The organism is Pseudomonas sp. B414 (genome assembly GCF_055408445.1).
Map to the genome: position 1 here is coordinate 18,138 of NZ_JBUZTQ010000003.1, position 14,152 is coordinate 32,289.

Annotated in this window: 14 protein-coding genes; 3 read left to right on the forward strand and 11 right to left on the reverse strand. The window is 59.2% G+C overall.

All coding sequences use genetic code 11. The annotated features are described in order from the left end of the window. Positions 1-17 precede the first annotated feature (17 nt). From ACZRMH_RS03685 to ACZRMH_RS03710, 6 genes are read right to left on the reverse strand one after another with little or no spacing between them, the layout of a single operon-like run. A complete protein-coding gene (locus ACZRMH_RS03685) occupies positions 18-1,688 on the reverse strand; it encodes an ApeI family dehydratase (RefSeq protein ID WP_464012216.1) in 1,671 nt (556 codons plus the stop codon). After that, positions 1,685-2,230, reverse strand: coding sequence for a COG4648 family protein (locus ACZRMH_RS03690; protein WP_464012217.1), 546 nt, complete (start codon positions 2,228-2,230; stop codon positions 1,685-1,687). The genes ACZRMH_RS03685 and ACZRMH_RS03690 overlap by 4 nt, the downstream gene beginning before the upstream one ends. Next, a complete protein-coding gene (locus tag ACZRMH_RS03695) occupies positions 2,227-2,481 on the reverse strand; it encodes an acyl carrier protein (protein ID WP_019825324.1) in 255 nt (84 codons plus the stop codon). Before ACZRMH_RS03695 ends, ACZRMH_RS03690 begins: the two co-directional genes overlap by 4 nt. Positions 2,482-2,490: 9 nt before the next feature. Continuing rightward, positions 2,491-2,751 carry a phosphopantetheine-binding protein gene (locus ACZRMH_RS03700; RefSeq protein ID WP_464012218.1) on the reverse strand — a complete coding sequence of 87 codons (261 nt, stop codon included), beginning with the start codon at positions 2,749-2,751 and terminating at the stop codon, positions 2,491-2,493. After that, positions 2,726-3,538, reverse strand: a complete 813-nt coding sequence (locus ACZRMH_RS03705) for a lysophospholipid acyltransferase family protein (RefSeq protein WP_464012219.1) — start codon at positions 3,536-3,538, stop codon at positions 2,726-2,728. The genes ACZRMH_RS03700 and ACZRMH_RS03705 overlap by 26 nt, the downstream gene beginning before the upstream one ends. Then, complete coding sequence (locus ACZRMH_RS03710; protein ID WP_464012220.1) at positions 3,514-4,233, reverse strand: beta-ketoacyl synthase chain length factor; 720 nt, start codon at positions 4,231-4,233, stop codon at positions 3,514-3,516. Before ACZRMH_RS03710 ends, ACZRMH_RS03705 begins: the two co-directional genes overlap by 25 nt. 304 nt (positions 4,234-4,537) lie before the next feature. Between ACZRMH_RS03710 and ACZRMH_RS03715 the strand changes: the two genes are divergently transcribed. After that, positions 4,538-5,311, forward strand: a complete 774-nt coding sequence (locus ACZRMH_RS03715; RefSeq protein WP_464012221.1) for a ParA family protein — start codon at positions 4,538-4,540, stop codon at positions 5,309-5,311. Here the strand turns inward: ACZRMH_RS03715 and trxC are convergent. Further along, the gene (gene trxC / locus ACZRMH_RS03720) at positions 5,308-5,748 is read right to left on the reverse strand and encodes a thioredoxin TrxC (RefSeq protein WP_464012222.1); all 441 of its coding nucleotides are present in this window, start codon (positions 5,746-5,748) and stop codon (positions 5,308-5,310) included. The genes ACZRMH_RS03715 and trxC overlap by 4 nt on opposite strands. Positions 5,749-5,804: 56 nt before the next feature. Further along, on the reverse strand, positions 5,805-7,601 hold the full coding sequence (locus ACZRMH_RS03725) for an SLC13 family permease (RefSeq protein WP_464012223.1): 1,797 nt from the start codon (positions 7,599-7,601) through the stop codon (positions 5,805-5,807). A 306-nt stretch (positions 7,602-7,907) separates the two neighbouring features. Between ACZRMH_RS03725 and ACZRMH_RS03730 the strand changes: the two genes are divergently transcribed. Together ACZRMH_RS03730 and ACZRMH_RS03735 are read left to right on the forward strand one after the other, a co-directional pair. Then, the gene (locus tag ACZRMH_RS03730; protein WP_464012224.1) at positions 7,908-8,195 is read left to right on the forward strand and encodes a type II toxin-antitoxin system HigB family toxin; all 288 of its coding nucleotides are present in this window, start codon (positions 7,908-7,910) and stop codon (positions 8,193-8,195) included. A 5-nt stretch (positions 8,196-8,200) separates the two neighbouring features. Beyond that, on the forward strand, positions 8,201-8,602 hold the full coding sequence (locus ACZRMH_RS03735) for a helix-turn-helix domain-containing protein (protein WP_464012225.1): 402 nt from the start codon (positions 8,201-8,203) through the stop codon (positions 8,600-8,602). Here the strand turns inward: ACZRMH_RS03735 and ACZRMH_RS03740 are convergent. The 3 genes from ACZRMH_RS03740 to mscK form a co-directional block, all read right to left on the reverse strand. Continuing rightward, complete coding sequence (locus ACZRMH_RS03740) at positions 8,569-8,871, reverse strand: DUF3077 domain-containing protein (RefSeq protein ID WP_464012226.1); 303 nt, start codon at positions 8,869-8,871, stop codon at positions 8,569-8,571. The genes ACZRMH_RS03735 and ACZRMH_RS03740 overlap by 34 nt on opposite strands. 418 nt (positions 8,872-9,289) lie before the next feature. Continuing rightward, a complete protein-coding gene (selO, locus tag ACZRMH_RS03745; RefSeq protein WP_464012227.1) occupies positions 9,290-10,753 on the reverse strand; it encodes a protein adenylyltransferase SelO in 1,464 nt (487 codons plus the stop codon). A gap of 36 nt (positions 10,754-10,789) precedes the next feature. After that, complete coding sequence (mscK, locus tag ACZRMH_RS03750) at positions 10,790-14,137, reverse strand: mechanosensitive channel MscK (protein WP_464012228.1); 3,348 nt, start codon at positions 14,135-14,137, stop codon at positions 10,790-10,792. Positions 14,138-14,152 lie beyond the last annotated feature (15 nt).

Here is a 14,152-nt window from a genome sequence, read left to right on the forward strand (position 1 = left end):
CACAAAAGACGATGGGGTTATGCATGGGCTGGCTCCAGCACGATACGGCCACTGGAGCACGGCGCCGTTGCGTTACGGTACGCGAAGTGCAGCTTGCTGCGCTCAGGATCAAAGCGCAGGGTCAGCTCAATAGCGTCGCCGGGGCGCACCAGTTGCTGGAACTTGAGCACTTCCATCCCGGCAAAGCGCGGCGGCAAGTCGAGCAATTTCTGCCCCAGGACCATTGCCCAATCCACTTGCACCACTCCCGGCAGCACCGGGGTTTTGGGGAAGTGGCCGCTGAAGTACGCCAGATCCGGCGGTATCGACAGGTTAAGTCTCCATTGGCCGTCCACTTCGGTCTGGCTCAGCACTTCGGGGGTTTTCGGCCGGGGTGCCAGCAGCAATGCATCGACCTGCGCCTGCGGCAGCTTGCCTTGGCTGTTGAGCGGCAACTGGCGCAGCAAACGCCAGCGCCGTGGCAAGGCCAAGGCTTCACAGTGTTGGCTCAGGTGCTGGCGCAGGGTTTGGGTCAGGGCGCGACGACCCTGTTCGCGCAGGGCAAACAGGCCGCTGTCACTGAGCACCAGCAAGGCGCCGAGCGATGCACGGCCTTCGCTGACCACGCCCAAACGGGCTTCGGCCACCCAGTCGTGCTTGACCAGCGCCTGCTCGAGCATGGGCAGGGAGATGCGCTTTTCTTCCAGCTTGACGATGCGGTCCAGGCGTCCGAGCAGCTCAAAACGGCCGTCGGCTTCAATGCGGGCCGCATCGGCAGTGTGTTCTATATGGCCGGCGGGCAAGTACGCCGAAGCGATAATCAGGGCGCCGTCAGCACTTTGGCTCAGGTGCACATCGGCAAAGGGCTGCCACAGGTTCGGGCCCTGACGCCACGCAATACCGCCGGTTTCCGAGCTGCCAAGAATTTCGCTTGGCCACTGGCCCAAGCGCTCAAACAACGCTTGCGCGGCTTCGCCAGGCAGGGCACCGCCCGAAGAAAATACTCGGCTGACCTTGCTTAGAGCGGGCCAGTCGAGGTTGTCGGCCATGCGTTTCAGCAGGGCGGGGCTGGCTACCCAGGCGAACGACGGGTGCTCGCGGCTGGCCCGTTGCATGTCTTCAGGGAATGCCAGTTGCTTGCGCACAAAACTGCGGCCCGCGCAGAGGGGCCACAGCACGCGGAACAACAAGCCATAAATATGCTGGGCGGCCACGCTGGCGATGATGCAGACCTCGCCCAGTTCGGCACCCCACAGCTGTTCCAGTGCCTGAACTTCGTTGGCCATCTGCCGCAAGCTTTTGTCGATGCGCTTGGGCTCGCCGCTGGAGCCGGAGGTGCACAGGCTAAGCCGGCACAGGTCCAGGTCAAGCTCTGCTGCAGGCAGCGCGTCGGCGAACAAGGCTTGCAACTCGTCGCCTTGAGTTATCCACAGATCAACCTGATCATCCCAGCGCTGGCGCGTTTGCGCTTGCAGGTCGGCGGGCAGCAGTACGCTGACCCCGGCCCGCCACGCACCGAGCAACGCCACGGCCAGTTCGGCAGCGTCTTCAAGGTGCACGGCAATGTGCTGCACGTCACGTTGCTGCAAGCCACCCGCCAGGCGCAGGGCCTGTTCACGAAGGGTGGCGTGGTTCAGCTCGGGATCAATCGTGACCCGGCGTTCTGTGTGCCCCTTGAGCAATAACTGCTCAAGTTTTATCCAGTTCATGCGCGGCCTCTTACCTTTTGTCGTATCAGCCATTCAATGGCAAACAGCAGCCCCATCAGCCCGTAGGCGATCAGGCCGTTGTACAACGTCCACCAGCTCAGCGGTGCCCACAGCGTCAGAGCGGCGGCGACCAACCCGTTGAGCATGAAAAACAGGCACCAGACCTTGGTCACCTGTCGCGTGTAATGAATGGCGATGTCGGGCAGCACCGGCTCGCGCAAACGGGCCAGACGCTCGATCATCGGCGGCCCGAACTTCAGGCTGAGGCCAAACAGGCTGAGCATGAACGTGCTGATCAGCACCGGGTACCAGCGCAACAATGCCGGGCTGTTGAACAGTGCCAGCAAAGCGCAGAACACCAGTGCGAGCACGGCCATCCACACGCCGCCGGGGCGCCGCTCGCCCGTCAGGGCGCGGGCCAGCCACAGGCTGCCCAGCAGCAGGGCGAACTGCCACGGGGCGAAATGGGCCATGCCGAAATACACCGCAAAGGGGTACAGCAGGCCAGCCAGCAGCAGGCCAAGGCCAATCAATCGACTCATGCGTCAGTGTGAACCAGGCGGTAAACCGCCTCGACCACGTCATTGACGGTGCGCACCGATTTAAATTCTTCTGCGGCGATACGCTTGCCGGTTTTGCGCTTGATATGGTCGATCAGGTCGACCGCGTCGATGCTGTCGATTTCCAGGTCCTGATACAGGTTGGCATCCAGGGTCACGCGCTCAGGCTCCAGCTCGAAGAGTTCGACCAGAGCGTCACGCAGGGTGTTGAAAATGTCGTCACGGGTTTGCATGGTTCGGTCTCAGGCTGCCTGTTTGGCCGTGACAAAAGCCGCAAGGCTGGCCACGTTGGAAAAGTGATTGCGGGTGTCTTTGGCGTCGGCGTCTATTTTGATGCCGTAGGTCTTTTGAATCGCCAGGCCCAGCTCCAGTGCGTCGACCGAGTCCAGCCCCAGGCCATCGCCAAACAGGGTTTGTTCGTCGCCAATGTCGCTGACGCTGATGTCTTCGAGGCCCAGGGCATCGATGATCAGCTGTTTAATGTCGGTTTTCAGATCGCTCATCTGTGGCGAGCTCCTTAATAAAATAGTCATGCACGAAGTCATTGAGCAGGCGCGAGGCTTTAGGCGGCGGGCCAAGCGCAGCAAAGGTGTGTGGGTCTATATCGGCACCGACCCGGAAACTGAAGTGCACGCGCCGATCGGGTATGCGGTACCAGGGTTCGGCCTTGGTCAGCGTGGTGGGGCTGACCTTGATCACCACCGGGGTGAGGATCTTCGCACCCCGCAGGGCTATCGCGGCGGCCCCGCGATGAAAGGCGGGTGCCTGACCCGGTTGGGTTCGTGTGCCTTCCGGGAAAATCACCAGGGTCTGGCCTTGCTGCAGCGCGCCCGCGGCGTTATCGAGCATGTCGACGCTGCCATCATTGCTGATGTATTGCGCGGCACGCACGGGGCTACGGGTAAACGGATTTTGCCAAAGGCTTTGTTTGACCACGCAATTGGCGTTTCTCACCAGGCCGATCAAAAAAACCACATCGATAAGCGACGGGTGGTTGGCGATGATCATCTGCCCGGGGCGTCCGAGCCGTTCGGCACCTTGTACGTCATAGGTCAGCACGCCCATGCGCGCCATGGTGCGAATAAACAGCCAGAACAGACGGCTCACGGTTAAGCGTGCGCGCTCGCGCTGACGAACGGCGTCGCCCGGCAGGCAGCTGAGCACCGGGAAAATCACCAGCCGCAGGCACAGGCAGCCGAGGCCAAACAGCGCAAAGCTGATGGCCGTGGCGATCAAGCGCCAGGCATAGGCATCACGGCGGGCGCTCACAGGCTGCGTTGCCAGTTCCACACGCGGTTTTTCCAGGTGTGTTGGAATGACACCTGTTCATCGAACAGATGGCGCAACAGGTTCAGGCTATGAGGCCACGGCGCTTTTTCGGCATCCGGGCTGCCGGTTGTCAGCGACACCTGCCATTGCTTGCCGGGGGTCAGCAGCAAGCCCACGGCGTAAGGGAAGGGCACGTCATCAATCCAGCGTGCATAGGCCTCGGGCGGTTGCTCTTCAGTGATGATCAGCAACACGGCGGGCGCATCTTCATTGAGTAAGGCGCAGGCTTCAATCAGGCCGTGCTCCAGGCCATCTCCGGCGGCGGCAATTGCAGTCATTTCGCTGGTTTCGCCGCGCATGATCGACCACAGACCAATTACCGCGTTGTGCACCGAGAGGCTGAACTGCGTGGGGGACAAGGGTTGGTTGGCAGCCAGATCGCTGAGGATATCGAACGTGCGCGGGGTTTCACCGTGACGCGAAGCAAACACCAGCGGCAGTGCTTCATGGCCTTCGGCCAGTGGCCAGCCGACGCTGAAGGCCATGCGCGCCAGACGGCTGAGGCGGCGGCGTTGCATGGCGGGCAAAAACGAGACATCGGGCGCGGCACTGCTGGGCGCGAGTACGCAAGGGCACTGGCTCCAGGCCTGCCAATCGGCCACGCTGTCGAGGCCCGGAGCCCAGGCACGCCACGCGGCGATATTGAAATTGATCACTGGAGTTTCATCCCGCCTTTGCAGGCTTCCTTGATGCGACAGTGGGCATCGATCGACGCCGCACTTGATACAGAATGGCGGCATTATCCCGGTGCAGTTGGTTCGTAGCAAATTTTGCTTACATTTGGATTATGTTTGGTCTGATCTTTGAAAAAAATAGGACTAATGCACTTTATGTGTGAGAGGTGTTTATTAGTTTTCTGGGATAAGCGCCCAATGGCTGTAGTTCATTTCGTTGCAAGGTAGCTAAGCCGCGCAAAGGCCATCTACACTCGGGTACTCATTGGTACACGGAGGTTTTGAAATGCGTCGCGTGGTGTTTAACCAGAAAGGCGGTGTGGGCAAGTCCAGCATCGCGTGTAACCTGGCTGCGGTCAGTGCCAGCGAGGGGTATCGCACGTTGTTGGTGGATCTGGATGCCCAGGCCAACTCTACTCAATACCTGACCGGCCTCACGGGTGACGATATCCCGATGGGGATTGCCGATTTCTTCAAACACAGCCTGTCAGCCGGGGTTGGTTCGAAGAAAAATCGGGTTGATATTTACGAAACTCCCTTCGAAAACCTGCACGTTATTACTGCTACCAGCGAACTGGCCGATTTGCAGCCCAAACTTGAAGCCAAACACAAGATCAACAAGCTGCGTAAGTTGCTGGATGAACTGGCTGAAGACTACGACCGCATTTATGTCGACACCCCGCCTGCACTGAACTTTTACGCCGTATCGGCATTGATCGCCTGTGATCGCGTGCTGATCCCGTTCGACTGCGACAGTTTTTCCCGGCAGGCGCTGTACGGCCTCCTGTCTGAAATCGATGACCTTAGAGAAGACCATAACGAAGATCTGCTGGTTGAAGGCATTGTGGTCAATCAGTTTCAGGCCCGGGCCAGCTTGCCGCAGCAAATGCTCGATGAACTGATCGCCGAGGGCTTGCCGGTGCTGCCGATGTATCTGAGCAGTTCAGTGCGCATGCGCGAGTCGCATCAGGCTTCACAGCCCTTGATCCACTTCGACCCGCGGCACAAGCTGACCCAGCAGTTCGTGGACTTGCACGACTATCTGGATCAGAACGCTTAAGCACCAATACCCTGGCTGCGCAGCCAGGCAGTCAGTTGCTGCAAAGGCAGCGCCCCGCTCTGGCGAGCCACTTCTCGGCCGTTCTTAAACAGGATCAGGCTGGGAATCGAGCGAATGCCCAGTTGCCCGGCCAGTTGCTGGTTGGCCTCGCTGTCGAGCTTGGCCAGGCGGCACTTGCCCAGCAGTTGGCTGGCGGCCTGCTCAAACACCGGGGCAAAAGCCTTGCACGGCCCGCACCACTCGGCCCACACATCGACCAATAGTGGCAGATCACCTTTGATCTGGCTGGCGTAGTCGGTTTGCTTCAATTCGAAGGGCGAGGCCTGCAGCACCGGGTTTTTGCAGCGCCCGCACTTGGGGTGTTCGCCGATGCGCTCGGCGGGGATGCGGTTAAGGCCGTTGCAGTGGGGGCAGGGGATCAGCAGCGGTTCGGTCATCAGGGTAACTCCAACAAAGGTCTTTCACGTGACCGTGCAGTTCAGCAGACAATCCCTCAACCCGCCACCGGCGTCAGTGGCCAGATCCACGGGATAACGAACATGGCCACAATCAGCATCAGTACATTCAGCGGGATGCCGATGCGCATAAAGTCGCTGAATTTATATCCGCCGGCGTTATATACAAAAGTGTTGGTCTGGTAACCGATCGGCGTGGCGAAGCTGGCGCTGGCCGCGAACATGACGGCCACCACAAATGGCCGAGGGTCGACACCCAACTGTTGCGCCACGCCAATGGCAATCGGGGTCAGCAATACCGCCACGGCATTGTTGGAGAGGATCTCGGTAAGGATGCTGGTCAGTAAATAGATAAACCCCAGCATCAACAGCGGCCCGGCGTGGGGCAGCGCGGCCATGGTCTGATTGACTACCAGATTGATCAGGCCAACCTTGTCCATGGCAATGCTGATGGCCAACATGCCGAAAATCAGGCTGAGGATTTTCCAGTCCACCGCTTTATAAGCGTCCTGCACATCCAGGCAGCGGGTGGCGACCACGGTAACGGCGGCGATCAGCGCCAGGCCTTCGATGGGCATGACTTCCAGTGCTGCCAGGATCATCACCGCGAGTGTGGCAATGATCGCAATCGGCGCCTTGTCACGACGATAAGCGCGCTCCAGTACAGTATTGAGGCTGATCAGGTCGCCATTTTCGGCAAAACGGCGAATTTGTGAAGGGGTACCTTCAACCAGGATCACATCGCCAAACTGCAGGTGCAGGTCATCGAGGTTGCCCTGGATGTTTTCGTCCTGACGATGCACCGCGAGTACTGCAATGCCGTAACGCGCCGTCAGGTCAAGGTCGCGCATGGGCCGATGGCTATAGCGCGAGTTGCGGCCCACGATGGCCTCGGCGAGGATCACGTCGTGGTTGCTGATGGTTTCGAATGCATCGCCACGGTTAAAAGCCAGCACGCCACTTTCGCGCAGCTCGACCACATTCTGTACTTGCCCGTGCAGCACCAGACGGTCACCGCTGCGCAGTTGGGTGGTGGATTCCGGGGTGGAGAGCTCTTGCTCCTCGCGGAAGATCTTCAGTACTTGCAGGCCGCTACCGCCGTTGAGATTGGCTTCGGCCAGGGTTTTGCCGATCACGGGCGAAGCGTGGGGCACCAGCAGTTCGCTCATAAAGGTGCGGGTCAACTCCGGACGCAGCTGCTTGGACAGGCTGTCGCGATCGGGCAGCAGGCGGTTGCTGAAAATCATCAGGTACACAAAACCTACGGCGGCAAACATCAGCCCGGCCTGAGTGATTTCGAACATGCCGAACGGCGCCAGCCCGGCTTTGCGCGCCACCCCGTCCACGAGAATATTGGTCGAGGTGCCGATCATGGTCAGCATCCCGCCCAGCACCGTGGCGTAAGACAACGGGATCAGCAGCTTGGAGGGCGAGCTGTGGGCACGCTTGGCCAGTGCAATTGCCACTGGCGTCAAAATGGCTACCACCGGGGTGTTGTTCAAAAACGCCGAGATCACCAATGCAGTGATCATCAACCCGCCGAGCACCCGCAGCGGTTGGTCGCCTACCAGATTGCCCAGCCAGTTGCCCAGTGCATCAATGCAGCCGGTGCGCTCCAGCGCGGCCGAGAGCACAAACATGCATGCGATGGTTGCCGGGGCCGAGTTGCTGAGCACGCTCAACACTTCATGGGGGGTGAGGATTTGTGTCACCAGCAGGGCGGCGACAGCAATGGCGGCCACCACATCGGCGCTCCACTTCTCGCGCACAAACGACACCAGCAACCAGACCAGCAAAGCGGCAACAAACAGCAGGGGCAGCGAGTCCCAGGACATGGGTCTTCCTTTATGCAGCGAATCTCGTATGAGGTATCGGGCCGGCCAGAGCCGCCGCGCGGGCGTCACGATAATCAGGGCGGGTTAGTTCGTCTAAGACTGTTTGGGCAGGTTGTTATGCGATTTGGTTATGCGGGCGTTCTGGTGACGTATTTGCTCACACAGTGACAACCCGGTTGCGCAGCCCTTTATCTAGGCTTTGAAGCGAGACAACGGCAGTACCATTGGTCAGAGGGGCTTTATCGCACATTGCGATCGATTGAACTCTGGCTTAACCTCCATAGCAAGATGCGATAGGGAAGTTGCATGCGAGTGATAACAGTCAAGCGTATTTGGGAAGCGAAAGAACAATGGCCGCAATCGGCGAGCGCTCTTGATGAGTGGTACCGCAAGATCAAAGTCCTCAACCCTGAAGACTTTGCCCAGCTCAGGTCGTTTTTCCCCGCAACCGACAAGGTCGGGTCGTTTCACGTTTTCAATATTGGAGGTAACAAACTGCGGTTGATTGCCCTGGTGCGTTACCGGGTACAGCGCCTCTACATACGTCATGTGCTGGATCACCGTGACTATGACAAGGGCAAATGGAAGGAGTAAGCACAATGAATGCAATGATCGAACAGGCGGCAGAGCACTGGCATTTCGTGGCGCCGCTGCTGCGTAAACCAAAAACCGAAGCAGATTACGACGAGCTGGTTGCAGCCCTTGATCAACTAACCGACCTGATCGGCGACGATGAAAGCCACCCCTTGATGAGCCTGGTGGACATCATCGGCGACTGGGTTGAAGCCTATGACCTTGAGCATCGGCCGATGCCCAAGGTTAGCGGTGTGGAAGTACTGCGCTCGGTGATGCAAGAGCACAGCCTGACTCAGAGCGATTTACCGGGTGTGGGTACCCAGTCGGTGGTGTCTGAAATCCTCAGCGGCAAACGCCAGCTTAATGTGCGGCAAATCCGCTGGCTGGCCGATTACTTCAAAGTGCCTGTGGATATGTTTATCTGAGGTTCATCGGCCAGCGCCACGCTGTCGAGGGTGGCATCGATCAGCCCTTTGCTCATTTCAACCAGTTGCAGGCTGGCAAACGTCAGGCTGTGGCTGGTTTGTTGGCTGGCGACCTGGCTTTCGGCACAGAGCACGGTGGCGCTGCCGAGCAATTGGCCGGCCAGTTCCAGCGCAAGCTTGATCGGGATACCGGGGTTTACGGTGAACAGGTTTTCACCGCTAAAGCTGTGGCCAAATGGGGTTGGGGTTTGGGTGGTGAGATTGGGCATTGTGTAACTCCTTTTAGGTTTTGGAGTTGTCACCGTTCGCCGTCAAACGAATTGGGTGGCAACTGTGCGCGGGTTGACGGACCGGTTAAAAGAAGAAACCCGGCGCACTCGAAAGTGCCCCACGCACAGCTGCCATAACGGGCACAGACAGGCGTGAACACAGCGATTGGCATCGCTGGTTCTTCTTTTATGATGCGGACCGTCAAATCCGGTCACGAATGTGTCGTGACGTTGGCGAGGATAGGGGCAGGTGGGGCGAGGGTCAATCGGGATCTAGCCTCAATCCCTGTGGGAGCGGGCTTGCTCGCGATGGGATCACTGCGGTCATACAGACTAACCGCGTCGGTCCCATCGCGAGCAAGCCCGCTCCCACATTACAGTGGGTTTCAGGCAAATCTTGAAATATGCAGTGGCTGCTTTACGACGAACAACTGATCTCCAGATGCTTGCCCCATTCCGGTGGGCGTTCGGCATAAGCCTGCATGCCCGCTTGCTCGGTAAACGGCTGGGTCAGTACTTTGTGCAGACGCTGCACTTCGCTGTAATCCCCGGCTTCGGCCGCATCGATGGCCTTTTGGGCCAGGTAGTTGCGCAGGATATACAGCGGGTTGACCGCGTGCATGCGCTCGCGGCGGGCGCTTTCATCGCCCGCGCCGTCGCGCGCCACCCGCGCTACATACTGCGCCGCCCAATCATCGAAGCCCTTGAGGTCGACAAACTCTTCACGCAACTGCGCCACAGCCTGCGCGGCTGGCAAGTCCCCCAGGCGACGGAAGAACAAGGTGTAGTCGATGCTGCTGCCCTGCATGCGTTGCAGCAATGTTTCGATCAATTGTTGATCAGCGTCTTCGGCAGTGGTCAGGCCCAAGCGACGACGCATCAGGTCGGTGTAGTGCGCCTGGTACAGCGGCAAAAACAATCCCAGGGTTTCGCGCAGGGCTTCAACGCTGATAAACGGTGTTAACGCCTGGGCCAGTGCACTGAGGTTCCACTGGCCGATGGGCACCTGGTTGCTGAAGGAGTAACGCCCTTCGTGGTCGGAGTGGTTGCAGATAAAGTTGGCATCAAAGTCGTCGAGAAACGCGAACGGGCCGAAGTCGAAGGTGATGCCCAGGATCGACATGTTGTCGGTGTTCATCACACCGTGGCAAAAGCCGTAGGCCTGCCATTTGGCAATCAGTTCGGCGTTGCGCTCGACGATCTCGCGGAACATGGCTAGATAGGGTTCGGGTTGTTCCAGGCACTCGGCATAGTGCATCGCCAGCACATGCTCGCCCAGTTGCTTTTGCTGCTCAGGGCGCTTGGTGTAATAGAAGTATTCGAAATGCCCGAAGCGTACATGGCTCTGTGCCAGGCGCAGGACCATGGCGGCGCGTTCCTGGGTTTCGCGCCACACCGGGGTGTCGGAGCCAATCACGCACAGGGCGCGGCTGCTGGGAATGCCCAGGGCATGCAGGGCCTCGGAGGCGAGAAACTCGCGGATCGATGAGCGCAATACAGCGCGCCCATCGCCCATGCGCGAGTAAGGGGTCATGCCGGCGCCCTTGAGGTGCAAGTCCCAATGTTCGCCCGCGTCGTTATACACCTCGCCCAGCAGCAACCCGCGGCCATCGCCCAATTGCGGGTTGTAGGAGCCGAACTGATGGCCGGAATAGACCATGGCGCGGGGGTCGGCGTTAGCCCACAGGGTGTGGCCGCCAAACAGCTGGGCGAAAGCCGGGGCCTGGATGACGGCGGGGTCTAGGTCGAGCAGGGCCAGGGCGGCGTCGCTGGCGACCACCACACGCGGCGCGTCGATGGGTTCGGGCAGTACATGGGTCGAAAACGCATCACCCAGCCGGGCGAAGCGGTTATCAAAAGTCAGTTCGTCGAGGGCTTTCAATGACCGTCTCCAGTAAATATTTTCTAATGGTGGGGGTCAGTCGAGCTTGCCCAACTGCGGCTTTTGCGGCGCAGGCGCTGGCTCGGGCGGCACTTCTGGGCCGATAGGTACCAGTTTGTATTCCTGCCCCTGCAAGTTCTTGAGGTACACCTCCATCTGCTGGAACGAGATGTTGATGTGGTGGTTCTTGAACTCGCGGTTGATAAAGCGGTTAACTTCGTCGATCACCGGGTTACGGTCGCCCAGGTCGCGTACGTGCATGCGCAGTTCGTGGTCCAGGGTGCTGGCGCCGAAGTTGAGGAAGTACACATGGGGCTCAGGGTCTTTGAGTACCCGCGGATTCTCTTGCGCAGCCTTGAGCAGCAGGCTTTTCACCAGGTCTAGGTCGGAGCCGTAGTCGACCCCCAACTTGAGGGTGACGCGGGTAATGGTATCGGTCAGCGACCAGTTGATCAGTTGTCCGGTGATAAAGGTTTTGTTCGGGACAATGATGTCCTTGCGGTCGAAGTCGGTGATGGTGGTCGCACGGATGCGGATCTTGCTCACCGTGCCCGACAGGTTGCCGATGGTAATGGTGTCGCCAATACGTACCGGGCGCTCAAACAGGATCATGATCCCGGAGATAAAGTTGGCGAAGATCTCCTGCATGCCGAAGCCCAGGCCCACCGATAGCGCGGCCACCAGCCATTGCAACTTGTCCCAGCTCACGCCCAGTGTCGACAGGGTGGAGACAAAGCCTACACCGATGATCACATAGGTCAGCAGGGTAGTGGTGGCGTAGGCGCTGCCCTGGCCCAGGTCGAGCCGCGACAGCACCAGCACTTCCAGCAGGCCGGGCAGGTTGCGCGCCAGCGCGATGCTGATACCGATAATGACCAGGGCACCGACCACGTCGCCGATGCTGATGGGCACCATGCTCATATTGGCACCGCTGCCGCTGGTGTATTCGTACAGGGTGATGTTGTCGAGGTAGGAGAATACCGAGATCAAGTCGGCCCATACCCAATACAGAATGCCGATAAAGCCCGCCAGCAGGGCCAGACGGATCAGGCGCAGGGACTGTTGGTTGACCTGTTCGATGTCCAGGGTTGGCTCTTCGATGACGATATCATTGCCTTCGCCTGCCTCCTTGGCAGCTTGGCGTTTGGCCAGTGCGCGCTGGTACGCCAGGCGCCGCGCTGCGACCGCCAGGCCGCGTACGAAGGCTGCTTCGACCACCAGCCAGAGCATTAGCAGGTAGAGGGTGTTGATCAGGCGATCGCTGAGTTTGAGCGCGGTGTAGTAGTAGCCAAAACATACGGCAACAAACAGTGCCAGCGGTAGCAGGGCAAAGGCAAAGCCGAGCAATTTGCGCAGGCGATAGGCTTTGGTCGCAGTCTCGAAGTCGTTGAGCAGCAGGCGGCACAGCAACCAAGCCATGGCGGCATAGCAGCTGAGTACCACAAGAATACCCAGCACATCTTCTGCCAGCGCCGCGGGTTGTTGTTCGGCAAAGGCAACCACGGCGACCAGGGCCAGCACCACAAAGCCGAGCTTGCGAATCCAGTTTTGCAGGAACGCGACCAGCGGTTTTTCCCAGCGGAAATGCAGCTCAGCCACGCCACCCGGCGCCAGGATCCGGTAGGCGGTGTAGAACACCAGCCAGGCTTCGGCCATCTGCACCAGCGCCGCTCCCGTATTGGCGTTCATGCCGCGGGCATCGGTCTGCAAAGCGTAGCCACACAGGGCCAGCGCAAGAGACAGGGGCATGGCCAGCAGGATATTGATCAGGATCGCCAGCGGCGTGTGCCATTGGCTGTCACGTTTGAAGTGGCCAATGTCCTGATGGATCTTGTTCAGTTTGCTGTAGAGGTATCTGCGTTTCCATAACAAGGCCGCCACCACCAGCAAAAACGGCAGGAACAAGAGTGGCCGTTGCACCAGGCCTTCTGCCAGCTCGGTTACGCTGGAGCCCCAGGGCAGGGTGGTGATTTGCTGTACCAGTTGGCGCGGGGCGGTTTCCAGCCATTCCAGGTCCAGTGGCTTGTTGCTGGGGATCCAGAACATTTGCTCATCCAGCGTGGCACGCAGGCTTTGCGCGGTGCTGAGCAGTTGCTTCTGGTTCAGTTGCAGGGTGATGGACTCGTTGAGTACCGAACTTAGCTCGCGGTTCAGACGGTCCAGCAGGTCGCTGCGGGTGTTGACCAGTTCGAGCAGGGTTTTACGCAGTTGCGGGGTGACTTGATCGGCGGGCTGGGTCGACAGCAGGTTGTCGACGTAGGTCGTCGGGTTGCTGATCAGCTCGCGCTGCTGATTGATCTCAAATTGATACAGACGGATATCGGCGATTTCATCTGCCAGATTCTTGTCCATTTTCTGCAGGCGCGGCAGGGCTTGCTTCTGCTTATAGAGAATCTTGGACAGCAACAAACTGCCCTTGAGCACGTTGATTTGCTCATCCAGCGCCTGATCGCTTTGGGTGAGGTTATCCAGTTGTTGCTTGGTTTCCAGGTTCTGCTGGGTGACTTCGTTGAGGCGGTCGGTGCTGCGTAGCAGGTAGTCGGATAGTTTGAGGTTAATCGCGCTTTCGGTCGCCAGCAAGCTGCTGCTGCCCGACTTTTTAGCCTCAAGGGATTGCTCGGTCACGGTCTGCTGCGACTGGGCCAGACGCTTCTGGTTGATCAGGGTCTGTAGTTCCTGGATTTCCTGATCCTGGCGGGTGGTCTTTTCCAGCAGCAGGTCGTGCTGGCTGCCGCTCAGGTCTTGCAGCAGGCTGTTACCGGCCAGTTCCTGACGACGCAGGGCAATCAATGCGGTGAGCGAGGCGGTTTCAGCATTGAGCTGGTTGCGCTGATCGGGGGTGAGCAATTTGCCATTGTCGCGCCCGGTTTTCAGGATGTTGCTGATCTGCTGGATGCGTGTCTGGCTGTTGCTGATTTCGGCCTGAGCACGCTCCGGGCGCGTCTGTGCGGCAATACTCTGGCTGTTGGCAATGGCCAGGGCTTTTTGCAGTTCGCCTTGTTGCGTGGTGCGTTCAGCCAGCAGTTGCTCCAGCTGTGGCACGGAAAGGTCACGGTAGCGCTGGGCCACGGGAACAGCTTTGCTGGCCTTGATTTTTGCCAGTTCGCGCTGGTTTTCACCGGTTTGGCGCGAGGCATTGCTGATCTGTTGCTTGACGTCGTTCAGGCGCTGTTCGTAATCGGCTTTGCTGTTGAGCAGGGTTAAGGTCTGCTGGAGTACAGCTTGCAGGGCTTTTTGATCAGCGTCTGGCAGCTTGCGGTCGGCAATTTTGTCCAGACTTTGCTGTACCGCTTCGGCGGTAGGTGGCTCGGCCGCCTGGAGCGTACCGACGCAAAGGCTCAGGCCGAGCAGGACGGTTGCGATGAACGTGCGCAGAGTAGGCATAGATACCGGTCAGAC